19 protein-coding genes and 1 pseudogene are annotated in these 22,419 nt (G+C 63.7%); 8 read left to right on the plus strand and 12 right to left on the minus strand.

Features of this window, described 5'->3' with window-relative positions; all coding sequences use genetic code 11:
• Window positions 1-196: 196 nt before the first annotated feature.
• Entirely contained in the window at window positions 197-961 is a 765-nt protein-coding gene (locus tag QZY44_RS30170; RefSeq protein WP_295456448.1) for a hypothetical protein, read from the minus strand.
• A gap of 444 nt (window positions 962-1,405) precedes the next feature.
• Between QZY44_RS30170 and QZY44_RS30175 the strand changes: the two genes are divergently transcribed.
• Window positions 1,406-2,221: an RMD1 family protein gene (locus tag QZY44_RS30175; RefSeq protein ID WP_295456450.1), complete on the plus strand. Its 816-nt coding sequence runs from the start codon at window positions 1,406-1,408 to the stop codon at window positions 2,219-2,221.
• A 136-nt stretch (window positions 2,222-2,357) separates the two neighbouring features.
• Here the strand turns inward: QZY44_RS30175 and QZY44_RS30180 are convergent, their stop codons facing one another.
• The 6 genes from QZY44_RS30180 to QZY44_RS30205 form a co-directional block, all read right to left on the minus strand.
• On the minus strand, window positions 2,358-2,966 hold the full coding sequence (locus QZY44_RS30180) for a hemolysin III family protein (RefSeq protein ID WP_295456451.1): 609 nt from the start codon (window positions 2,964-2,966) through the stop codon (window positions 2,358-2,360).
• A gap of 3 nt (window positions 2,967-2,969) precedes the next feature.
• A complete protein-coding gene (locus QZY44_RS30185; protein ID WP_295456452.1) occupies window positions 2,970-3,230 on the minus strand; it encodes a hypothetical protein in 261 nt (86 codons plus the stop codon).
• A gap of 74 nt (window positions 3,231-3,304) precedes the next feature.
• Window positions 3,305-4,258, minus strand: coding sequence for an acetylxylan esterase (locus tag QZY44_RS30190; protein WP_295456453.1), 954 nt, complete (start codon window positions 4,256-4,258; stop codon window positions 3,305-3,307).
• Between the two features lie 118 nt (window positions 4,259-4,376).
• Entirely contained in the window at window positions 4,377-6,116 is a 1,740-nt protein-coding gene (locus tag QZY44_RS30195; RefSeq protein WP_295456454.1) for a substrate-binding domain-containing protein, read from the minus strand.
• A gap of 25 nt (window positions 6,117-6,141) precedes the next feature.
• Window positions 6,142-6,804, minus strand: coding sequence for a hypothetical protein (locus QZY44_RS30200; RefSeq protein ID WP_295456456.1), 663 nt, complete (start codon window positions 6,802-6,804; stop codon window positions 6,142-6,144).
• A 448-nt stretch (window positions 6,805-7,252) separates the two neighbouring features.
• The gene (locus tag QZY44_RS30205) at window positions 7,253-8,878 is read right to left on the minus strand and encodes a CHAD domain-containing protein (protein ID WP_295456458.1); all 1,626 of its coding nucleotides are present in this window, start codon (window positions 8,876-8,878) and stop codon (window positions 7,253-7,255) included.
• Between the two features lie 231 nt (window positions 8,879-9,109).
• Here QZY44_RS30205 and QZY44_RS30210 point away from each other — a divergent pair, with 231 nt between their 5' ends.
• The 4 genes and pseudogenes from QZY44_RS30210 to QZY44_RS30225 all read left to right on the plus strand — a co-directional run bounded on the left by QZY44_RS30210 (window position 9,110) and on the right by QZY44_RS30225 (window position 11,706).
• Window positions 9,110-9,400 (plus strand): TraR/DksA C4-type zinc finger protein, encoded by a 291-nt coding sequence (locus tag QZY44_RS30210; RefSeq protein ID WP_295456479.1) that lies wholly within the window; start codon window positions 9,110-9,112, stop codon window positions 9,398-9,400.
• A gap of 41 nt (window positions 9,401-9,441) precedes the next feature.
• Window positions 9,442-10,593, plus strand: coding sequence for an EAL domain-containing protein (locus QZY44_RS30215; RefSeq protein WP_295456459.1), 1,152 nt, complete (start codon window positions 9,442-9,444; stop codon window positions 10,591-10,593).
• 196 nt (window positions 10,594-10,789) lie between these two features.
• Window positions 10,790-11,269 (plus strand): annotated as a pseudogene (locus tag QZY44_RS30220) (arsenate reductase ArsC); the annotation flags it as partial.
• 182 nt (window positions 11,270-11,451) lie between these two features.
• On the plus strand, window positions 11,452-11,706 hold the full coding sequence (locus tag QZY44_RS30225; protein ID WP_295456461.1) for a hypothetical protein: 255 nt from the start codon (window positions 11,452-11,454) through the stop codon (window positions 11,704-11,706).
• Between the two features lie 21 nt (window positions 11,707-11,727).
• Here QZY44_RS30225 and QZY44_RS30230 read toward each other — a convergent pair whose 3' ends face one another.
• Both QZY44_RS30230 and QZY44_RS30235 read right to left on the minus strand, forming a co-directional pair.
• Window positions 11,728-12,600, minus strand: coding sequence for an N-formylglutamate amidohydrolase (locus tag QZY44_RS30230; protein ID WP_295456463.1), 873 nt, complete (start codon window positions 12,598-12,600; stop codon window positions 11,728-11,730).
• A gap of 75 nt (window positions 12,601-12,675) precedes the next feature.
• Window positions 12,676-13,731, minus strand: coding sequence for an EAL domain-containing protein (locus QZY44_RS30235; RefSeq protein WP_295456464.1), 1,056 nt, complete (start codon window positions 13,729-13,731; stop codon window positions 12,676-12,678).
• Between the two features lie 553 nt (window positions 13,732-14,284).
• Between QZY44_RS30235 and QZY44_RS30240 the strand changes: the two genes are divergently transcribed.
• The gene (locus QZY44_RS30240) at window positions 14,285-14,707 is read left to right on the plus strand and encodes an EamA family transporter (RefSeq protein WP_295456466.1); all 423 of its coding nucleotides are present in this window, start codon (window positions 14,285-14,287) and stop codon (window positions 14,705-14,707) included.
• A gap of 42 nt (window positions 14,708-14,749) precedes the next feature.
• Window positions 14,750-15,694, plus strand: a complete 945-nt coding sequence (locus QZY44_RS30245; RefSeq protein ID WP_295456468.1) for a cation diffusion facilitator family transporter — start codon at window positions 14,750-14,752, stop codon at window positions 15,692-15,694.
• A 66-nt stretch (window positions 15,695-15,760) separates the two neighbouring features.
• On the opposite strand, the gene QZY44_RS30250 is transcribed toward QZY44_RS30245, so the two are convergent.
• The 3 genes from QZY44_RS30250 to QZY44_RS30260 form a co-directional block, all read right to left on the minus strand.
• Window positions 15,761-18,199 (minus strand): response regulator, encoded by a 2,439-nt coding sequence (locus QZY44_RS30250; protein WP_295456471.1) that lies wholly within the window; start codon window positions 18,197-18,199, stop codon window positions 15,761-15,763.
• A 432-nt stretch (window positions 18,200-18,631) separates the two neighbouring features.
• On the minus strand, window positions 18,632-19,348 hold the full coding sequence (locus QZY44_RS30255; protein ID WP_295456473.1) for a hypothetical protein: 717 nt from the start codon (window positions 19,346-19,348) through the stop codon (window positions 18,632-18,634).
• A 109-nt stretch (window positions 19,349-19,457) separates the two neighbouring features.
• A complete protein-coding gene (locus tag QZY44_RS30260; protein WP_295456475.1) occupies window positions 19,458-20,993 on the minus strand; it encodes a type IIL restriction-modification enzyme MmeI in 1,536 nt (511 codons plus the stop codon).
• Window positions 20,994-21,760: 767 nt separating this feature from the next.
• On the opposite strand from QZY44_RS30260, the gene QZY44_RS30265 reads away from it, so the two are divergent.
• A complete protein-coding gene (locus QZY44_RS30265) occupies window positions 21,761-21,973 on the plus strand; it encodes a hypothetical protein (RefSeq protein WP_295456477.1) in 213 nt (70 codons plus the stop codon).
• Window positions 21,974-22,419 lie beyond the last annotated feature (446 nt).

The raw sequence follows: 22,419 nt of genomic DNA on the forward strand, positions 1-22,419 counted from the left end.
CTTGCGGCAACCCGTCGCGGCCTGGGGGCCGCTCCTACGCAGGTAGGAGCGGCCCCCAGGCCGCGACGAATGTTCGCGGGATGGCCGGAATAACGATCAAGGCCCGCGCGCGAGCTTCCGGCCAAGCGCCGGGCTGTTTCCGCAGCGGCAACGTATTCGATCCTGGCCCCTATCCGCACTGATTCCCCGGCCAGCCTCAGGGCGTCTTCGGCGCCGGCCAGATGCCGATGATGTCGTAGGTCGTGTCGCGCCGGGCGGGGTTGCGGATCAGGCTCTGCCGGTAGTTCACCCGCACCCGCTGACCGCTCTTCAGGAAGTCCAGCGCGCAGGTGGCGATCTGGTCATTCAGGATCGACATGGCCTGGAACTGATTGCCGGCGTTACCGAGCTGCACGATCACCTCGTCGCTCTTGAGCACATTGCCGCGGCGGCTGACCTTGGCGATGTAGCCGACGCGCTCGCCGTCCGAGCGGGTGGCGCCGGCGGACCCCTCGGCCCCGCAGCCGCGCGGGGCGGCATCGGGGTTGACCCGTTTGACCTCGACCACCCGGTAATCCGTATCGCCGTTGATGCGGGTCAATTGGAACCTGAGCTGGCGGTAATGGATGGCGACGGCCCGGCCCGTGAACTCCTGAATCGCCGGCAGCTCGGAGCGCCGGGCCGAGAACTCCCAGGGGTTGGTGAACTGCACCTGATCGCCGTCTTTGACGACCGCAGCACTGCTGTCGTTGCCCATCAGCAACTCGCCTTCCACCGACTTGAAGACCGGGTTGCCGCGCACGCTGACCTTGGAGAGGGTGCCCATACGCCAGCCCTCGGAATAGGTGTTGAACGGCAAATAGTCGGACCAGCTGACGATGATGGCGAGTAGATAAAACAACGCTGCCAGGATGAGCAGGATCAGTGGCAGCGACCACCGCCAGCCGAGTTTTGCAAAGACTTTTGAAAAAGGTCGGAACATGGACTTCAACTCCCGAATGGGTTTGGTGGAAAGATTCAATCATCAAACCCCTTGCGCTGCGCCATCCGCCGGGCGACGTCGATCGCCTCCGCGGGCGGCCGCGGCCAGGCCCCGCGGGCGGCAACCGGGTTCGGCTTTCGCTGGTTGGGGTTGGGGCCAAGGACCCGTCGGGCGCCAGGCGTGTTGCAGCGGCGCCCTGCGTCCGGGGCGGGACTATACACCGCCATCGATCGATTTCTCTCGCGCGGCGCGGTTACACCAACGGACACATAACCGTCACGTCACGTTCATCAAGACCTCGCTTTAGTCTGCAATAATGGACTCGGCATCGCCGAATGTCAGCCGGCGACAGGGCGATGCCTCAGGGCCGACCGGCCCCCCGGCGCTTTGCCGCTGCCGCCCCGCGGTGGCACACTGTGCGCAGACCCGCCAGAGAGAAACCAGATGCCATTGATGAACGCCATCGCGCCGCAGGCGCCGACCGTCAACGCCCGCGCCTTGCTGTTGGGCCGCCGCCTGGATCTCCGCCACCTCACGCATGTGGAGCCGTTGGCCCTGAATCCACTGGTGGTTGCGGTCAGCGGCGGTGGGTGGGCGGTACTGATGCGCTACGGCGCGGCGGTGCTGTTCGACGTGCCGCCCAACGTGGAGGTGTCTTTCCTGCAACTGCTGGCCCCCTGCGTCCTCGAACCCCTGATGACGCCCGAGACCGAGACGCTCGGCATCGTCATCGACAGCAAACGCGGCGACCTGATCGAGCGCGACCGGCTGACCCTCTGCGACGCCGACGCGGTACGCCTGCAGATCGTGGCGGACGTGCTGGGCAAGAGCGTGTTGCTGGCGGACCAAGAGGCCCAGGTGGCACGCGCCTTCGACCGCATCGAGCCCTTGGCCGAGGAACTGCATCGGCACGGCCGCGGGGCGCGGCGCGCCCGCGGCCTGATCCGTCATATTGGCGAGACCCTGCTGATTCAGCACCGTCTGGTCGGGCGGGCGGAGGTCGGCGACAAACCCGAGGTGATCTGGGAGCGGCCGGACCTGGAGCGCCTGTTCCTCGGCTTGGAGGCGGAGTTCGAGGTCCGCGAGCGTCAAGTCGCCCTGGAACGTAAGCTGACCGTCATCAACGACACCGCCGGCACCCTGCTCGATCTCCTCCAGACCAAGCGGTCGGCGCGGGTGGAGTGGTACATCACGATCCTGATCCTTTTCGAGATCGTACTGACGCTCTATCAGTTGTTCGGACGGGGACCGGGCGGCTGAGGTCCATTAAGGGACTCATCTGCTCGATCTCCTTGGTTGTGACCGGCTTACTCCCAGGGAAATTGCAGCCAGTCTTCCAGTTTGCTCAACGGCGCCCCGGCACCCGGCCAGATAGGCCTCATGGTGTTCGCCTCGCTTAGAGATAAAGCACGATCGCGAAATAGTGGCTGGCGCTCCCCGCCAGCACCAACAGGTGCCAGATCCCGTGGCACCAGGGCCAGCAGTTGCCGAATAGGTAGAAGATCACCCCCACGGTGTAGATGAGTGCGCCCGCCACCAGCCACGCGACACCGGCCGGGGGCAGGGCGGCGCTGATGTCATCCAGGGCGAACAGGATCAGCCAGCCCATCAGCAGATAGATGCCGACCGACAGCAGGCGTCCCCCCCCACCACGCAGGGTGTCGGTGACCATACCGATGATGGCCAGTCCCCAGACGGCGCCGAGCAGCCACACGCCGGTCTTGCCCTTAAGGGCGACCAGCGTGAATGGCGTATAGGTGCCGGCGATCAACAGATAGATCGCGTGGTGATCGAGGATCAGGAAGACCTTCTTGGCGCGCCCCCGCAGGCTGTGATAGAAGGTCGATGAAAGGTACAGCAGGAACAGCGTCACCCCATACACGCTGAAGCCGACGATGCGCAGGGTTCCACCCTCGATACCGGCCAGGGTCACCAGTACGGTGCCCCCGATCAGCGCCAGCACGGCGCCAACCAAGTGGGTGATGCTGTTGAAGCGCTCGCTCACGACCTACACATACAGGGGCGCCATGCGCCGCCAATGGTAGCCCTGATGGGCGCGGCCGTCCCATTCGTGCAGGTCATGCCTGACGCCCTTCTCCCACAGCAGGCGGCTCAGATAACGATTGTTGTCCAGGAACGGGTCCCGATTGCCGATGACAAGTACGATGTCCATACGCCGCAAGGCCGCGAGACGCTCCGGACAGTTCAGGCCGGCGAGATACGTACGACCGAGTCGCTCACTGTACCAACGGTGGTATTCACGGTTCATTTTGCGCTACCAAACATGGCGGAGGGTAACGCAGCAATTCTAGTGCGCCAAGGTTGCGATGACGTGACGTCGTCTCACAGTGGTGCGAAGAAGGCCCCTAACTGAGTCAGCAGGGCTTGTTCCTGAGGCGCCCGGTTGGCATAGTCGAAATGCCCGGCCGCGAGCACGAAGAGCCGCTTGTCGCCCGCAATAGCGTTATAGACCGCGAACTGTCCCGGCGGGGCAACCGCCGGGTCGAAGGCCGCGGCGGCCACATGCATGGGCTGGCGGATATGCCTGGCGGCGACGGCAGCATCGTAATAGGCCAAGGTTTCCAGGACGTGAGGTTGCGTGTCGGCGAAGCGCTGCACGGCACTGGCGCTGCCGGTACTGGGCAGGACCAGCCGCAAGGGCTGGTGGCCGAAGCTGGGCACATTGAGATGGCCCCGACCGATCCGCTCGTCCCAGGCCAGGGCCATGGCCCCGAGGCCGCCACCCAGGCTGATGCCGAGATAGCCGATGTGCCCGGCCAGCCGTGGGAAGAGCACCAGGAGGGCCGACACCCCGGTCCAGATGTCGTCCACGCAGCCGCCCAGGATGTAGCGGTCCCGCAGATGGATATCGTGGAGCACATGCCAGTTGGGGTCCGCGGAGATCGGCGGGCGGCGGCTGCGGCTTAACCCCCGGAAGCAGGGCACCAGATAGGCACAGTCGTCGCGGGGCAGAGCCAGCGGCGGGCTGTCGATCCCGCCATAGCCATGCCCCAGCACAAATCCGCACCTTGGCGGTCCGGAGCAGGGCGTCAACAGCCAGCCGCGAATCGGGAACCCATCGGTGGAGTCGTATTCCAGGTCCTGGACGCGAAAGCGCGAATCAGCGGCAGCCGCGAGCCCCAGGCGGGGGTTCGACGTTAGCGCGACGGCGCGGTCATAGCGGGCACGCCAGAAGGCGATGAAATCGGCGGGCTCGGGGGGCGGCTCTACCGCGCGCAGGCCATCCAGACTGTAGCCGTAGCTGGGATCGAAGGGATAGTGATGGGCGAATGGCATACTGGCCTCAGGCGCTCTTGGGGCAGGTGTTTGGGCAGCGCGGTCGGTCTGGCGGGAAGCGCGTCGGCCAGGCGATATGCCCGGCGGCGACCGCGCTCGCTTACGCCATGCCCCTGCGTTATTTAACCCATACCTCGACTCGCCGATTCTTTTCCCGGCCTTCGGGTGTCTCATTAGAGGCGACTGGGGCTTCCTCGCACAGACCGATCACTTGATCGAAGCTCAATCCGTCGGCGGCGAGTTCCTGTCTTACAATTTCCGCCCGCTCCCGGGACAGCCGGCAGTTCGCCTCATGGCTGCCCTTGGCGTCGGCGAAACCGATCAGTATCAACGAGCGGCCTTTTTGTTTGCCGTGTTCGATAATGCCCGTGACCCGCCCGATGTCGCGAATGGCCCGGGTATCCAATTCGGAGGTACCCGAACGGAACCGGAACCGGGTGCCAATCTCAGCGGTGGCCCTGGCAGTGAGTTCGCGCCACTTGGTCGACTTTGCTCGGGGGTCGTCTGTTCGTTCCCTCTCGCTCATGGCGGTCGGCTCGGTGATGGAAACCGTGACGAGTCCAGTGTGTTCAACGACTGACTGGCCCGCGTCGGACAGGGCGAACTCGATGAACTTGACGACGTTGGTGTTGGCCGGGCTTTCTGCTGTATAGAGATAAAGGCGTCGCGAGAGCAGGTAGTCCTCGGTCTTTACCGTGCCGAGGGTGGGCCTACGCGGGTCTACGCCATTATCGGCCAACGCGATGACCTTGTTCGAGCCGACATAGCTCAGCCCGATGAACCCGATACCAGATGGGTCCTTGGCGACGGCCTCCGAGAGTTTGCTGCTGTCCTCGAAACGCTTGGCCGTGGTAGCGAGGGTCTTGGCCCTTCTCAGCAGCACTGCCTCGTTAAAGAAGTCCCAGGTTCCGGACTTTTCGTCCCGGGCATTGATTGCAATGTCGCCCGGACGCCCTCCGACCTGTGACCAGTTGGTATCGGTCCCACCGAAAATCTCTGCGAGTTGCGAGAGGGTCAGGTTTTTCAGTGGATTGGACTGGTGGACGATGATGGCGATACCGTCGAGCGCCAGGACGTGCTCGCTGGCGTTGGACCGCAGATCGCCAAGGGTGGGCAGGAGGGCCTTGTATTCATCGTCCTTGATCGGACGCGAGGACATGCCGATGTCCGCGAGCCCGGCCTTGAGGCCCGAGAAGGCGGTCTTGGAGCCGTGGGCCTGGATTTCGATTTGTTTCTCCACCCCGTTACGCTCACCGACGATGACACTTTCCTCTTCTTTGACGCTGGGCACCTTATGGACGTTGGCGTAACCCGCTTGGGTCAGGAATGCCTCGGCGAGGGCCGGCAGCAGCTTGCCGCCGATGGTGTTGGAGCCGTGGACGCGCAGGAGGGTCTCCGCGATGGCTGGGGGCTTCGGTGGCGGGGGCTCCTTGCAGGTCTGCGTCGCCGGGTCCAAGACCGCGGGCAGGGTGCAGCGGGGCGACTCGGACGGTCCCGGTGGCTGACAGGTATTTGTCCTTGGGTCGAGCACGTTCGGCGCTGCACAGACCACCAGCGGCGGGGGTCGGCACGTCTTGCTCGCGGTGTCCCAGTCCTGCGGCGCCTGGCACTCGGGGGTCGGGGGCCAGAAATACCACACGAGGCCGATGACGAGCGCCAAGACCGCCCCAATGCCACCGAGCCCAATGCCACTGAGCATCGAGGGCTTGTCGACGCGGCCACTGTCGTCCAGCGCCGGGATGAGTCGTTTGTCGCATTCCGGACACGTGGTCGGGCCGCCATCCGGCAGCCGGATGCGCTCGCCTCGGTTGGCCTTGTCGCAGTTGCCGATGTTCGGACACTTGTACTCGGTCGCCATCGCTGTGTTCCCCTGCCGTGACGGATCAGATTTTCTTGAGGTCTTGAATCGCGCTGTGCGCGGCGGTCTCGATGCGGCGGTAAATCGGGTCTTCGAAGTCGCCCCGCCGCTCGGTGAGGATGCGGCTGAGCTCCTCGCGCACCCCCGCCTGAACCTCGGTCCGCCGGTCGAGGTGCTGGTAGCCTGCGCTCGCCAGTTGCGCTTGGGCGGCATCCTCAAGGTGTTGGGCGGCGGTCAGGTCGATGCCCTCGGCAACCTTCGGCAGCGTCTTGCCGAGTCGGGTGCGCACCGGGAACAGATTGGTGAGCCCGCGCAGCGTGATCTCGTTGGGCTTGGTGTCACTCTCGATGAACTCCACCGGCACGTCGCCCCGGAAGTTGTCGCGAAAGAGTGCCTTCAAGTCGTCGCTGAACCCGGCCAGATCCCCCGCCTTGGGCAAGATCACCAGGCATTGCGAGACCCGGGCCTTGGCCGCGCCGAGCACGACGGTCTGCGGGTCGAATTCGAGGAAGTTCCCGGCCTCGCGAACCAGGTCGTGGATGAACTTCCTGAGCTCGTCGGTACGGCCGGAGAATTCACGTTCCAGTTGCCCGACGATGTTGACGCCCAACAAGGGCCGACGGTCGCGGTTGGCCGAGACCAGGCCGTCGTGGGCGGCCTGGGAGCTGGTCGCGCATTTCTGTTCCAATACGTCGAAGAAGCGCTGGCGACTGATACGCGCATGGAAGGCCGAAAACGACGGATCAGTAGCACTTTCACGGGTCCGTGCAGGATGGATGACACATGCAATCTCGCCAGCGACCGAACCGGGACTGATTCATGGTGCGTGTTCTGTGTGGACGTTGCGGGAGCATAACCAATTTCGCTGAAACATTAAAGACATGTCATGAAATTGTCACAATGGGCGGCAGCGATGCGGGGGTCTCGCGTGAGGATGCTCAGGTCTGGGTAAAGCGTCGTTCGGCAGCGGACCGGAACCCCGGATTTATTCGTGAGCGTCGGCGGTCCCGCGGGCCCGATCGCGGCCCCCGTTGGCGCGCCGTTCAACCGCCGCCGCGCCGGCAAACGTGGCTCTTGTCTTGCCCGCCATGGCGTCTTGGTCGCCCCGCAACTTGAGGTACAGAACGATTTCCCGCCTACGTGGGCTCGTCTTTGCAGCGCTTATTGGGACGCCGCTTCTGTGCTCCGTCGCTGTGTTGGTTGCCCGGCTGTGTGGTGCAGATAGGACGGAAGAGGTTACGGAATGCGCGCCGGTTACCCTCGCTCTGGAATTCATCGAACACGTGATCGAAGGCCTCCCGGGCCTGTTGCTGTCGCGCCAGCAGGTTGCCGATCAGGGCGCCCATGGCCAGTAGGGTCTCGGTAGCCGCCTGGTCCACATCACGCATGCGCCCGGCCAACTCACGCAGATGGACGGCCTGTACCGCCAGATCCTGGTAGCAACCGAGATTATCGAGCAGAACCTTCATCCGCGCGATCAGGGTGCGGGTCTGGTCCTTGGGGTAGAGACTCTGGAAAAACTCCATGAGGTAGCGCAGCTTCTTGCAACTCTTGCGCAGTTCGTGCAAGTCTTCAGGGGGTGAATCGGGTCCTATCCCGCGACCCTCGCGCCGCACCCGCCTGGCCAACGCCCAGATCCGCTGATCCGCCAGGTCCTTGATCGGGCGCGCGCCATTCGGGGTGGCCGGCTCCGCCGCGGGTGCTTCCAGGAAGGCCCGCCAGTCGCCGCGCAATTGGGTGAAGCGCTGCGATGCGAGCGCCTGGACGAGCCGGTCCTGTTCACGCCGATAGTAGGAGTGCAGAAAGTCGCGCAGCGGTTCAAGGTCCGCGCCCAGGGAGGCCGGGAGCCCCCGCTGATAGGTGTCGAAATCGAGCAGGTACACGTCGAGGTCACGGATGGGGCCGGTCACCAGTTGCAGCCAGGTGAACTCCTCCTTGAAGTGCGTGACCAGGTCTTCGGGAAAGACCCCCCGGACTTGGCCGAGAGCCGCACGGGTGCGTCGGGTGGCTACCCGCAGGTCGTGTAAGAACTCTGAGTCCAGATTGGCCCGCGCCCCGTCCAGATTGGCCTCCAGGGTGCTCAGGAGTCCGAGCAGTATCTCTTTGGTGACCAGATCGGCGCGTGCCGCCGGGTCGAGACGGTAATCCAGCTTGGAGCTGTAGTCCGCGGGTCGCCGCCCGGCGGCGGCCAGGGCCTCCAACAAGAGGGGCAAATCCACGGGTTCCAGTCCCACGACGCCCGCCAGGGCCTCCCGCAAGGTCGCGGCCTCGTGCGCATGACCGCGCACCGGCAGAATCTGCAGGCGTGGTCGCAGGGCGCCGGTGCTGCCGTCGCGCGGGTCGTTAAAGGTGGATTCCTTGATGGCCAAACGGACAACCGTCTTGTCGTGATGATTGCAGAGTTCCAAGTGCCTGACGCGCGTTTGGATTCCCATGATGGGCAACAGTCGGCGGTGGGGCGCGGTCGCCATCAGCCGCGTCTGGACCGGTCCGGGGGCCAGGTCCCCGGGGAAGGCGGGCTCCCAGGGTGCGACCTGTATCAGCGCGTCGTCGGGGTGCTTCAGTTCGCTCCAGATCAGCACCGGCGGCAGTGCGGTGCTGCGCCATTCCAGGGTGGCGCCGGTCAGGTAGACCGACCAGTCGAAGGTGTCGAAAAAGGTGCGATTCAGGGTCTCGGCGGCATCCTCCGTCAGCCGCCAGAGCCCTTGCACCACGGGTGCGATGGCCGCGATCTCTGCCAGGTTGGTGACCCAATATTTCATTTCGATGACGATCTTCTTGGTTGCGTCGGTAATGGCGGTGGTGCTGCATGCGTGAGAAGTTTACTCTAAAGTGCCATCTGAGGATTGAGGCACTTCCTGTCGGGTCTGCATGAGTCATGCGGCTGTCATACTCGCCTGCGATGATCCGGTGTCGTGACCACTCATCTGGAGGCGACAACCTTGGAACGCTTCGCTGACGAACTCGATCTTGCACAATGTCGTATCGACCAGGTGACCGAACTGGCGGTCGCGGCGATTCGCAGGCACGCCGGAGTTACCGTCGGCCGCCAATCCTGCATCGACTGTGACGACACTATTCCGGCGAAACGCTTGGTGTATGTGCCCAACGCGACCCGGTGCGCGTCCTGCCAGGATGACCATGAGCGCCGGGGAAGCAAGTGGTCGGCCAACCGACTCCGGACCGACCGGAATTTGGCCCCCACCATGGTCGGGATGCCCGGGCAACTGTTCGGAGCCTCATCTTCTATGGGGACGGGGAAGCGCAAGCGGACTAAAGATTAGGGCGCTGCCGCGACTCTCGCGGGCCGTGATCATCGTCACGCATGTCTATCCGAGAAACGGATCCGTTGCAGTCCGGCGTCGCCAATGAGCTGGAACGTATCCTCAACGAGTCTGACCTTCAGGTACTGTTCCAGACCATCGTCTCCCTGCAGACCGGTCTGGCCATCGGTTTCGACGCGGCGGTGCGTGGACCATCAGGGTCGCCCCTGTACGCGGCCTCGCTGCTGATCGGCGCGGCGGAGCGTGGCGGGCGCCTCGCTGATCTGGAGCGGCTGGCCCTGCGGCGCGTACTCGAGGATGTCCAATTGGTCGAGGGGATCGCGCGCGACCCCCAACGCCAGACTTGGCTCGGTGGATTGAGTGCGGCGCTGCGGCAAGATGGCATTTTGTGTGTCGCTGAGGGGATCGAGTCGGTCGTCGAGCTGCGTTGTCTCAATGCCCTCGGTCTGGAGTATGGCCAGGGGCTCTTGGTTGCACGCCCGATCTCGCGGCCTTCGAATACCCCCTCGGCGGAGGCCCAGCGCGCCATCGCACCACCGCAGTCCACGGGGTGCCCGCATCGTCCCGGGGACCAGCCGTTGGGAGACAGCCTCATTTTGCGGCAGGTGGCGCCAGTCTCACCCGATGCATCCAATGCCGATGTATTCGCCCGTTTCAAGATGGACACGGCGCTGGAGATGGTGCCCGTGGTGACCGAGGGTGTGCCGGTCGGGATGATCACCCGGGCAGCCGTGATCGACCACTTCGCCCGCCCCTACCGCGCCGAACTCGACGGGAAGAAGCCATGTCGCCTGCTCATGGGTCGGGACGCCTTGATCGTCGATCACGCCATCCCGGAGACGGACTTTATCGGTCATGTTGGTGGTGACGACTTCATTTTGGTATTCCGTCGCTCGGACTGGCGCGCCTGCTGCGTCGACGCGCTGGCGCACTTCGACCGTGAGGTGCTCCGGTTCTTTAGTCCGGATGATATTGAGCGGGGTGGCTATATCGCCGACAATCGCAAGGGTGTCCCCGAATTTCACCCCTTGACCTGTCTCTCCATCGGCGCCGTTAGCATCGCGGGCCAGGCGGTCGGCCCATCCCAGGCCAACAGCCCACTTGCCATCTCGCGGCTGGCCGCGGTGGCCAAGAAGCAGGCCAAGGCCATGACCGGCAGCGCATTGGTGTGGTTGGGGGAAGATGCCGGTTAGACCAGTGGCCGCCATTCCAGCCAGGAGAACGCAGTCCAGGCCGTCATATCGCCTTGCGGCCCCGCCAAGTCATGCGATTGTCACATCTATCTGCGATCATCAAGGCAGCCTGGATCATCGCCCAGGCTACCTCGTTTACCGCCTGGAATGTCTTGCTGATGAGTAACAGGGGTGCGCCCCTCATACCAAGGCAACCATCATGACCCAGAAATTCTATAACATCTTGTTCTTATCCACCGGAAATTCTGCCTGCTGCGTCTTCGGCGAGAATATCGTGAATCGCTTTGGACAAGGTCGCTTCGTTGGCTACAGCGCCGGGAGTCATACCATTCACCCACTCGCCCTGGAGACCTTGCGGCGCAACCACTTCCCAACCACGGGTTTGTGCTGCCGAGATTGGTCGCAATTCGCTGCGGCCGCCGCGCCACGCATGGACTTCGTGCTGACCGTCGGCGATCGGTCGGCGGCCGCGGTTTGTCCGATTTGGCCGGGCCAACCCATGACTGCCCACTGGGGCGTGCATGATCCGGCAACCGTCACCGGCGATGAGCTGATGCGGATCATGGCCTTTCGCCGGGCATTCCGCGAGCTGGAGAATCGCATCAAATCCTTCTTAAGCCTGCCCCTGGCTGCGCTGCATCGGCTCATGCTGCAACGTCAACGTGACGCGATGGGGCGGTGGCGGCTGACCGACGGCGGCCACCGCGGGGGCGTGCTGGACTACTCTGAAGAGACGAACCCCGGCCCTGACGAACTGGAACGTCTGCGCCAAGAATATCATTATGCGAGCGCCGGCGCGAACTGGCGCGTGGTGGTCGAAACGGCGTGGTGGGAAAGGCGCAGGCAGAGGCCTAGTCCATGAGGATCAGGCATGTGTTCTCGGGTGAAGAGTTCGACGCGCAGTTGATCTGGGCGTTCACGCAATGCTGCGACGGTGAGCCCGTCGTCGCCGTGGCGGGACTCGGTATCATTGTACCGTTAGGGTTCAAGGTGACGTACGTAACGGCGTCCGAGTTCGAGGCCTTGCCCAAGGTCTGGCGGCAGCGCGTCTTTGATGATGGGATACCCCGTAACGCGCCGCCGCTGACCCCGTCCGTGGTGGCCAACTCATAAAGGACCAGCGACTGAAGCAATTCAGTCGCGGCGCCACTGCGCCAAGGCCAATACCAGGCGGTCGACAATGGCACGCGTGGGTGCGATGTTGTCCGGGTTATGCAGGATCAGGTCGCGGTTGATCTCGATGGTCAGAGGCTGTTTGCCGCGCAGGTCTGACGGGTCGAAACGCGTTAGTGAATTATTGCCGGTATAGGGGTGATTGAAGCGGATCACGTCGCAGAAGTTGAAGTCCACATCCAGGTCGCCGATGCTGCTCTCCACGATCTCGGCCAGGGCGAGAAGCAGGTCTTGCTCGGCGAAGCAATCGTTTGACGGCCTGCCTTGTCCGTCACCGGCATTGCCGAACATGAAGAGCGGGCGCAACTGTCCCTGGTCCGCGGCGCCCCGGGTCCCGATACCGGGCATGGTGTGGCAGAAAGCGACTTTTTCGATCACCGGGCTGGTGACGAGTTCGGCGAGGCGGAAGCGATGCGGTTGGATGTAGCGGTCAATGACCTGCTGCCTCACCTGGGCCGGGAGGCCGCGATCGGACTGGTAGATCTTCACTCCCAGGCTGGTGAGCGTCTTGACGATTCCATCCGCGTCGATGTCATCGCACAAACGGTTGGGGTCGGCGTGGGTGCGCCAGCTCATAAAGCGCAGCACATGGGGCGCGGCGGGCAGGCCAAGGTATAGCTCGTCGGTGAACTCGTCGGAGTCCTCCCGTCGATCTCCCGGGGTGAACATGGGATGCAAATAGGGCTTGACCTCGAACGGCGTGAGGTGACCGCCGTGCGGGAGCTCTAGCAGGACCGGGATGCGGCCCGCCTGGTAATCGAAGGCCGGGACTTCGAATGGCTGGCTCGGCGTCTGCTTCCCGCTCACGGCTGTTGAGGCTGGTAAGGAACTCACGATGGCCGATCCTGTCCGCCGCCGCGCTGCCTGATTAACCAGTCGGATGGTTGAGGTTGCGCCATGCGGGGTTGTCTAAGGTACATGGCTCGTCCGACTCGACTCTACGGCTGTTTTCGCAGGCCGATTCCATGACCAATGCTTGAGATGACTATCCCAGTAAATTCGGCCGCGGATCAGGGGTCGTCGGATGTCTTCCGATACCTCTCGCGGCGGCGAGACGGCGGGCCGCGCGATGAAGTAGCCTTGGCCATATGCGATGTCCAGGTCGCGGATGACAGCCAGTTCCGTCGGCGACTCGATGCCTTCGGCGATGACGCGCGCGCCGGTCTTGGCGGCGATCTCTTGAATCGAGCGGACGAATTGCCGCTTGACCGGGTCGAGGTGGATGTTGTGGGTGAAGTGCTGGTCAATCTTAACGTAGTGGGGGCGAATTTCCGACCACAGGCGCAGCCCGGAGAAACCTTCACCCAGATCGTCGATGGCAATCTCGAAACCCATGCTGCGGTAATGCCGCGTGGTCTCGCGCAACAGTGGGTAGTCCACCGTCGGCATGTTTTCGGTGATCTCAATAACGACCTGGTCTGGCACCAGGTCAAGCCGTTTGATGAACTTCAAGGTGTTATCCGCTTTCGACTCCTTATGCCGTAAGACGTCGGGGCTGACGTTGAGAAATATCCGTCCAGGAAGCCCCAGTCTGGCGAATGATTCCAGTACGATGCGGCAAGCCAGTTGCTCGACTTCGGCGACCATGCCGCAGTGACGCGCCACGCGAAACAACTCGAGGGGCGAGTGCAGTTTGCTGCCGGCCGGTCCGCGGATCAGGCCCTCAAAGCCGATCAGCGTGGCCTGTTGCATATCCAGTATGGGCTGAAAAACAGCAGAGAGCTGCTCAGCGTGTATGATGTCCTGCAGGTGGAGGCGCCAAGCTTTGGCCGCGAATGTATCCAGCTCGTCCAGGTGGGTCATTTCTGCAACAGCGAGCATTTTTCTCGTCCTGTGATTCGTTTGGGGGACAGGATGACGCAACCAGATGACAGTAAAATGACCAAGCTGCTTACCGCGCAGGTCCGCCGGGTCGAAGCGGCTTAAGGAGTGGTTGCCCGTGTAGGGCTGGTTGAAGCGGATCACGTCGCAGAAATTGAAGTCGACGTCTTGACTGTCCCATCCGCGTTGCTGTCGTCACAAAGACGGTTGGGGCCGCAGACGCCATGCCAGCCGAGTCTAGCGGCGGCCCGTGCCGACTGATCGCAGACCGCCGCGACCTGGGCCGGTGGAGTCCACCGCGGGAGCTCGAGGCTTACCGTGAAAGTCGCGCCGGGAGCGCGCTCCGCTTTCCCCTCCCCTATTGGGGGAGGGCCGGGGAGGGGAACGGCCAAGGCGCCCGCCACTTTCATCTTGCGGGGTAGTGCGGGCGCCATGGCCGTTAGCCGGTCCGGCGTGTCGGCACCACTGCTTTCTCTGGCATATTTCGGGAACCGCCACCGGCTAAAGCCTCGACCGGTTGCGTACAGGCCGCCGGCCGCAACGCTGAACACCGCCCGCGCCAGTAATTGACAAGCCCCAGCTGTCCCATGATCGCGGACCAAGCTGACGTTTTGGTGAATATCTCGTGACGGCGATGTGAAAGCACAGCGCCTTAGGATAGAATTGTCTGTTCGCTATCCTCCACGAGCGGGAGTCAATGATGTCCTGGCAACTGTTTGCGCTCGGATCGGCATTTTTCGCGGGTTTGACCGCTATCTTCGGTAAGATCGGCGTGGAGGGACTGAACTCCAACGTGGCGACGCTGATCAGAACCCTGGTGATTCTTGCCATGACGGCCGGCATCGTGACCTTTCGCGAAGAGTGGATGTGGCCCCGTACAGCGGGGTTTCGCCCCATCGCCTTTCTCGTCCTCTCCGGCCTGGCGACCGGGTGTTCCTGGTTACTCTATTACCGTGCGCTGCAATTGGCGCCGGCCTCTTTGGTGGCCCCCATCGATAAATTGAGCGTTGCCTTTGCCATCGTCCTGGCAGTACTCTTTCTTGGGGAGGCCGTGACGATCAAATTGGTGGCCGGCGGGCTGTTCATTCTTGTTGGGGTGCTGATCCTCGCCTGGCCTTAAGTCGGTCGGCCACCCCTGATGGCGCACTATCGGCAAAATTTTATGAACGATTTGCAATACCTGGCTGGACAAACCGGCGAGGAAAGCTCACCGGAGCGCAAAGCGGCAATGCAGCGCTGCACCTGGATCAGCGTGGCCGTCAATATTGGATTGACGATGACGCAAGTGATCGCCGGCATCTGGTCGGGATCGCAAGGGTTGATTGCCGATGGTATTCATTCGCTCTCCGATCTGGTGGCGGACTTTGTGGTGTTGCTCGCCGCGCATCACAGTCATAAGGCGGCTGACGATGATCACCATTATGGTCACCAACGCTATGAAAACGCCGCCTCCCTGGTGCTGGGTGGGCTGCTGGTCATGGTCGGCTTGGGAATGATCTGGGCGGCGGTCCATAAGCTGCAAACGCCGGCGGACATTCCGACGGTGCGCTCGATCGCCCTGTGGGTCGCGCTCGGCGCCTTGGTGGCCAAGGAGGTCCTGTTCCGCTACATGCTGGCGGTTGCCCACAAGGTCGGCTCAAGCATGTTGGTGGCCAATGCCTGGCATGCCCGATCGGATGCCGCGTCCTCTTTCGTCGTGGCGATCGGCATTGGCGGTAATTTGATCGGTTTTCCCTTGCTCGATCCGGTTGCCGCCCTGATCGTCGGATTCATGGTGGCCCGTATGGGGTGGAGTTTCGGGTGGACGGCGCTGAATGACCTGACCGATCGGGCCGCCACCGAAGAACAAATTGCGGGGATTGCGCAAGATATCCTGGCGACCCCGGGCGTGCTGGGAATCCATGCACTCAAGACCCGCAAGACCGGCGACATGATTCTGGCCGATGTCCACCTTGAAATCGACGGCAGCCTGACCGTGACACAAGGGCATGGCATCGCGCGTGCGGCCAGGATCAATGTGATGACCAGGCAGCCCGTGCTGTATCTAATGACTCATGTCGATCCCGTGGTAGCAACACCAGAAAAGGAGAATGACCATAACGCTTGACCTGATCGTGAGCTGGTTCATAGCGCCCGCTGCCGTCGCGCCCTTTGCGGTCGGCGACCGCGCACATCAAACCATGCGGGTGCGATTGATCCAATGCCTGACCGCGCCATACAACTCCTTGAGTCCCATGGGCTTGCTCAGATAGTCATCCATGCCGGCATCCAGGCAGTGTTCGCGGTCGCCCGGCATGGCCAGTGCGGTAAGCGCGATGATCGGCGTGCGCCGCAGGGCCGGGTCCGCCCGCAGTCGCCGGGTGGTCTCCAGTCCGTCCATCTCGGGCATCTGGACATCCATCAAGATGATATCGGGGCGTTGCTCCCGGACCGAGGCGATGGCACTGATGCCGGAGCGCACCGCAACGACCTCACACCCTTTGATCCGCAGATAGGTCGACAACAGCTCCAGATTGCTTTCATTGTCATCCACCAGTAGGACCAGCGCGCGCTGGAGCGGCTCGGCCTCGGCCTGCGCGGCGCACACTGGGTCTGCTTCGTGGCATGGCTGGTCTGCGGTCTGGCGCTCGGCATCCCAGGGCAGGATGATTTCGAAGCGACTCCCGCGCCCCACCTCGCTCTGTACCTCGATCCGGCCCTGATGCAATTGCGCCATGGCGGATGCCAGCGCCAGGCCGAGCCCGGTGCCGTCATACTCGCGCGAGGGCCGGGTGTCCAACTGGACGAATGGCTGGAACAGGCGCTCGAACTGGTCGGCGGGTATACCGACACCCGTGTCCCAGATGCCGATCCGCATCTCCCCGCGCTGCGCATAGGCCGCCACATCCAACCCGATCGTCCCGCCCTGCGCCGTGAATTTGACCGCGTTCCCCAGCAGATTGACCAGCATTTGTTTGAGTCGGCGGCTGTCGCCATGCACGAGCCGCACCCGGGGGTCGAGGGTGGCCGAGACCGTCAGCCCCTTGTGCTTGGCTGCGGGGCCGATCAGGCGCAGGCTGGCGTCACACAACTGGCCCACCGGCACCTGGTCCCAGCGCAGTTCCATCTGCCCGGAGGCCACCCGCGACATATCCAGGATGTCATTGATGAGTTCCAGCAGATGGGCGCCGTTCTCGTGGATGATATGGACCGCGCGGTCCTGCTGCGTGTTCAATGCACCGAGCAGACCATCGCCCATGGTCTCGGATAGCCCAAGGATGGAGGTCAGCGGCGTTCGCAGCTCGTGGCTCATGGCGGCGAGAAACTCATCCTTCGCCTGTGCCGTCCGGGCCAGCTCTGCATTCGCGCGGTCGAGCGCCAGGGTGCGACGCTGTACCCGTTCGGCCAACTGGGCGCGCTCCCGGGCCAGGGCGTCGTGCGCCGCGCGTAAGGCCGCTTCCGCCTGCTTGCGCGCGGTGCTATCCGAGAAGGTGATGACCGCCCCCACCAGCCGGCCATCCTGATGAATGGGGTTGGCATGGTAGTCCACCGGGACGGGGGTGCCGTCCGCGCGCCAGAACACCTCGTCATCCACCCGGGCTGCGATGCCCTCGCGATAGGTCAGGGTCGCCTGGCAGCGGCAGGCCGGATAGTGTGTGCCGTCGGCCTGCGAATGGTGGACGGTCTCATGCATGTTGCGGCCATGGAGCGCTTCCGGCGTTGCGTAGCCAAGGGTCCGCGCGCCGGCGGGGTTGCAAAAGGTGCAGAGTCCGTTCGTATCGACCCCATAGATGCCCTCGCCGGTCGACTCCAGCAGCAGGCGGGAGCGCGCCTCGCTCTGGCGCAGATTTGCCTGGGAGCTGGTCAGATTCTCCTGCATCGTCTTGAGCGCGGCCAGCATCTGCGCGGGTTCGTCGGCGCCGCTCGTCTGGATGGGGGTGGAGAAATCACCGGTGCTGACGCGGCGGGCGATTACCGTGGCCATCGCGATGGGTTGGGCGATGGTATGGTCAATCAGCCAGGTGAGAAAGAGGATCGCCGCGCTCATGACCCCGAGCATCGCGCCCAGGATCAACCGCTCCAGGACATGGGTCGAGCGGTCGATCTCGGTCAGGGTCCTGTGTTTGTGGGCGAGGGCGGCGGTTACCACTTGGTCGAGCAGGTCGGTCGGTTCCCGGTCGATGTTGCGTACCTGCCGATCGACGTCCAGTTGTGAACTGGGGTCCTGTGGACGATAGGACGTGAGGGCCGCGCGATAGTCCGCCCCCAGGCGCCGATGCGCCTCCAGGAAGCGGCTGGTGGCGGCATGCGACTGCCCGCTGCCGGTAAGCAACGCGATCAGTTGGGCCAATGTCTCGCGGGTGTGCGCTTCCTCTTGCTCGAAGCGACCGAAATATTCATTGAAGAGCCCCGGCTCCCGCCCCCGCAGCAGGACGTTTTTCCACTCCTGGACTTGCTTCTTGAAGTGGACCTGGGCCGAGAGCGCGGTGGTGACGATCTCTGCGCTGGTCTCGCGGACCATCGACTCCCGGTCGGATGCCTGGCTAAGGAGGTGAAATCCAAACAGGCTGGCCGCCAGATTGACGATCAAGACGCAGATCAGCCCGACGGCGAGTTTGGTACGGATATGCATGCATTGCCGGTGGTAAGGGAGACGGCAGACCAGGGCCGCATTGGAAGGGATAGGATATTCAATTACCCAAGATCCGGTAGGGTGCCGATCTTAGGCGCCCGCGGGGCTCCGGGCAAGGGCGTTGGCGCCTCAGATGGCAGGGGTGCCCTGGCTCCCACGCCCCTGCGTCACTGCGTGGGAGCGAGAGCGGGCGCCCCGCGTCCGGTCGCCAGACCGGATGGATGCTGAGCGCCCGCCCGCCATTCCCAGGCTGAAGCGTGGGGATGAGAACTCCACAAGGGTATTCTGTTATAGGCTTGGCATCCGCGGCGGCGCCGTGCGCCATAGCAGGTCGATCTCCTCGGCCGTCAGGCGATAGGCCTGGATCACCAGGTCCGACACTCGGCCCTCCGAGGCGCGGACCCGGGCGGCCCGCGCGCGCTCGGGCTCGGTTTAGTGCCGGTGGGTCTGCGTCAGGTCGGTGATGGTCTTCGGGCTCAGGCGAGCGGCGCCCTTGGGTCTGCGCTTGCGGACCGCGGTCACGAAGTCATCGCCCGTCAGGTTAGCGAAGGCCTCCAGTCGTTGGCCGGGCTGGTCGACGGCCAGCTCCAGGCGCAACCAGTTCAGCAACTCGCGGGTTTGGTCCTGGGACTCCTGGGCCAGGGCGAGCAATGACGCCACACCGTCCTCGGCCGCGGTCCGGATCGCCGGTGTCGGTTCGGCGATCGGCAGGGTTTCCATACGAAAACCGGCCGGGTTCAGTGCCTCGTCTTTCATGTGTGGCAAGTAGTGCCAGTTGTGCCACCAGATCACAGGGGAGTTGAGGGCCGCGAGCAAGTAGAGGTCCGCTGTCGGCAGCAGGAAAACTTTGTTATTGCCATAAAGCGAGCCACTCGAAAAGGCATATGCAGGGTGAAACTGGATCTCCTGATAGACGATCTTGGGTTGCTCGAACCTTTTCCAGTAGTCGATGCTGTCCTGAATCTCATACCACGCATACTTGCCGGGTTTCCGGCCGGGCCACTCAGCTTGTATCTTCGCATTCCAATCCAGGGGCTTCGGCTCCAGTCGTTCGCGAAATTGCATCAGGTGTGTCTTCACCGATGGATAGGCATCAATGTCGATCCCACGCCGGGCAAAAATCATCCAGAGCCCTTGCCAATCCGGCACCCACCGCTTGATGTCCTGCCCGCGCAGATAGGGCTTGATGACCTCCGCACAGCCGGGGCATCATGGATCAGCGCCGCACGGGTGGCGTCATCGATCAGAAAGGCCTCGTTCAGCCCAGTCTTGATCCCGTATGAGGGCTTGCCCCAACGAACTCCGCGAGCGCCACCCCGCGCTCGCGGATTTTCCCCATCAGGGCATCCACCGCCGGCGGCTCCAGGCTCCAGGGCGCGGCGCCATAGCGGCTCCAGGGCACCGGATAGCCGTGCTCATGGACATAGTTGTCCATGGAGTCATACCAGACCTTCAGGCGGGTCTCCTTGGCGAGCGGGCCGGGTTTGCCCGTGCGGTGTCGGGCCTCGATCTCGGCGTAGCGCTCCGCCAGCCAGCCGCCGATGGTCCGGGCCACGATGAAGCGGGTGATCCGATCCGGGGTATAGAAGATGCCGTTGCGCTTGCGCCGCGAGCCCTGCTTATCGGCGACCTCCCCGCGGATCTCGGCGCGGATCGCCTCCAGGTCGGCGATGGACTGCTCGAAGATATGCCCCAGGATGTTGACGTTGAGGTCGGACTCTAAGTCATAGTCCGCGAGCGTGCGGATGCCGTCCAGGCTGGCGTCCGCCACGATCAGTGCGTCGAGCGCCGGGGCCGTGGCGAACAGGCCGCCGTTGTAGCCATTGATCTGCATCGGCGGATGCCCCTTGTCCACCGCGGCGAACAGCCCGCAGAGCTGCTGCCAGCGCGACACCGGCACGAATCCTTGCGTCTTGGCCGCGAGGGCCTTGGTCAGCACCTTTGCCGGCAGCAGGCCGGTGTCCTCGCAAAAGCAGATGAACAGGCAGCGGTCCAGGAGCTTCTGCGCCAGTTCCAGCAGCCGGACCTCATGGGCCTCCTTGGCCTCGGCGCTCACCGGCGGATTGTCGGCCCGCAGTTGGTGGAACAGGTCCAGACGCAGGTCCCGGTAGAAAATATAGAATGCCTTGGTGATGCGCTCCTGTTGCACATGCGTGTGCTCAGCCAGCCGCTCGACGGGGCTCTGGACCCTGGGATCGGGTCCCATCAGGGTGCTGCGATGCATTAGGAACACAAAGGCGGCGAGGCGGTCCGGGTCCGCCAATTCCTCTAATGTGAAGCGCTGACAGTAGCCCTGGCCGCGGTCGGTACGGTAGAGCCTGATCTCGATGAAATTGCTGACGACCACCCAGCGGCAACCGTCGACCTTGTTCGCATAGCCGAAGGCCTGCTCGACCGGGGTGAGCTTGCCATAGTTGCTGCCCTGCTTGGCGTCCAGGTCGGCGCCGGGGGCCTTGAGTTCGAGGACCCCCCGGGTCCGATCCAGGGTGGTGCCGAACCAGCCTAGGCGGGCATCGGGGGGGCGGTAGCCCTTCACTGACTTGGAACCGGTCTCGGGCTCCATGTAATGGGTGCCGGCGGCGCTGACGATCTGGCGGTAGCCCAGCAGCCGGTCGAAGACCTCGCTCAGGAATTGTCCCTGGAGGGGCTCTTCCTTTTGGCCCAGCAAGGCACTGGCGGCCCAGTTCGCGGCGATGCGGCGTTGGTCGTCATCCAGGACCACCGGGCTTTCGCGTCGGGCCTCACCGAGCAGCCGGGCATTGAACCGGGGCTTCAGGTGGTCCATGGCGGGCATGTTGGGGTCCTTGGTGGCGGTTCTTCGATGGCCTTGTCGGCATCGCGCGGCTGTCCTGGGCACGCAACGGCCCCGGGTCTAAATCCCTCAACGGGCGCCTTGGCCTGGCCCAACCGTGAGTCTGCCAAGACAATTATGGTCCAGGGATCGACAAGATTCCAGGTTTCGCCAAAAGAGTTTTTTCGCGCTGTTGGCCAAGTTCTCCGGCCTTGCCTCCCTCAGCGGCAGAGCCTCTGTCCCTGCTGACGCCAGCCTTTGCCCATGAAGGCGATCATCTTTACCCTTAGAACGCGCCCATCATCGTCCTCGGGGACGTCCTGTTCCCTCCTTCCGCACACTCCTGCATGGGGGCGGCCTCTGTTGCTTTAGTCACGCCAGTCAGTGGGATAGATCGTCGCATAGTGTTCGACAAGCTGGACGTTCGCGCGGGTTTCCCCCCCCCCGCTAGGGATGGTTTTCGTGTGGTGCCTGTCATCCGTAACCGGACAGTCATCTAAACCGGTTAGCATACCCCTTTAATTAGGGGGTGTTGCCTGGCACATCCTCCCGTCCTGCGCACCGGCAGTGCCTCGACGCCCTGGCACTTGGCCTCGGTGGCTTGCCTTGGGCGGCACCTGGTCCAGACGCCGGTGCACGCGCACCGGTCACGACGGGAAAACCACTACAATGGCAAATCAATATCATTGTCCGAACCGCGGTCGGTGCGGCAAAGCCGACAGCGGCGCCTTGATCCAGTTGGAGGACGGCAGCCCGGCCATCTGTCCGGAATGCCGCAGCAAACTCGCGCCACTCCCGGGCGGGGGCCGTGGCCTCTTCGTCGACTCTCTCAGGAGCGCGCGGAGATCGTCCGCCAGGAGTTGGCCGTGGAGGGCCTGCGGGTCGCGCGCGTGGCTGGCCTGTGTGACGAGGCCCCCGTCGCCTCCAACGATACGCCCGAAGGCCGGGAAAAGAACCGACGGGTCGAGGTCTGGGTGAATTAGTGCGCGGGCCTGTCAGTTGTCAGGCCAAGGCCACATGAGCGGGCCTTGATCGCTTCATCGGCGAGCTCGCCTTGGGTCCAGTGGGTTATTGCGCGCCCGCTGCCCGGTGAAAGCCGGGCGGAGCGAAGGGCCGAAGAGTCGCAAGAGGACCACAGTCTGGATCGGATGTGGAAGGCGCGAAGGTCACCGACACGCTCCCGGCGTTGCAACAGCGGCAACTACCGGGGCGGCGGGCCGAGTTTGAGCGGGTGGATTCCCGCACCGGGCGAGGCGCGTGGTGGTCGAGTCTTCCGGGTCCCGAGCACAGACGCAAGAAGGGGTCCAATGGGTGCTCACCTCGGTGGACGCTTGCGGGCAAAGCCCCCTAGGCTCAACCGCCGGATGCGGAAAACCGCATGTTCGGTGGTGTGGGAGGGCTGACGGGCGCAATCCCGTCAGCCCGACCC

The sequence above is a fragment of the uncultured Thiodictyon sp. genome (assembly GCA_903837595.1).
Classification (GTDB): domain Bacteria; phylum Pseudomonadota; class Gammaproteobacteria; order Chromatiales; family Chromatiaceae; genus Thiodictyon.

What these genes read in the sequence shown, in the direction of transcription:
- QZY44_RS30195 (WP_295456454.1), bottom strand. Translation starts at nt 6,116, where the DNA reads ATGGCGACCGAGTACAAGTGTCCGAACATCGGCAACTGCGACAAGGCC.
- QZY44_RS30185 (WP_295456452.1), bottom strand. Translation starts at nt 3,230, where the DNA reads ATGAACCGTGAATACCACCGTTGGTACAGTGAGCGACTCGGTCGTACG.
- QZY44_RS30250 (WP_295456471.1), bottom strand. Translation starts at nt 18,199, where the DNA reads ATGCATATCCGTACCAAACTCGCCGTCGGGCTGATCTGCGTCTTGATC.
- QZY44_RS30205 (WP_295456458.1), bottom strand. Translation starts at nt 8,878, where the DNA reads ATGAAATATTGGGTCACCAACCTGGCAGAGATCGCGGCCATCGCACCC.
- QZY44_RS30245 (WP_295456468.1), top strand. Translation starts at nt 14,750, where the DNA reads ATGAACGATTTGCAATACCTGGCTGGACAAACCGGCGAGGAAAGCTCA.
- QZY44_RS30265 (WP_295456477.1), top strand. Translation starts at nt 21,761, where the DNA reads ATGCCGCAGCAAACTCGCGCCACTCCCGGGCGGGGGCCGTGGCCTCTT.
- QZY44_RS30170 (WP_295456448.1), bottom strand. Translation starts at nt 961, where the DNA reads ATGTTCCGACCTTTTTCAAAAGTCTTTGCAAAACTCGGCTGGCGGTGG.
- QZY44_RS30175 (WP_295456450.1), top strand. Translation starts at nt 1,406, where the DNA reads ATGCCATTGATGAACGCCATCGCGCCGCAGGCGCCGACCGTCAACGCC.
- QZY44_RS30190 (WP_295456453.1), bottom strand. Translation starts at nt 4,258, where the DNA reads ATGCCATTCGCCCATCACTATCCCTTCGATCCCAGCTACGGCTACAGT.
- QZY44_RS30215 (WP_295456459.1), top strand. Translation starts at nt 9,442, where the DNA reads ATGTCTATCCGAGAAACGGATCCGTTGCAGTCCGGCGTCGCCAATGAG.
- QZY44_RS30240 (WP_295456466.1), top strand. Translation starts at nt 14,285, where the DNA reads ATGATGTCCTGGCAACTGTTTGCGCTCGGATCGGCATTTTTCGCGGGT.
- QZY44_RS30225 (WP_295456461.1), top strand. Translation starts at nt 11,452, where the DNA reads ATGAGGATCAGGCATGTGTTCTCGGGTGAAGAGTTCGACGCGCAGTTG.
- QZY44_RS30260 (WP_295456475.1), bottom strand. Translation starts at nt 20,993, where the DNA reads ATGCCCGCCATGGACCACCTGAAGCCCCGGTTCAATGCCCGGCTGCTC.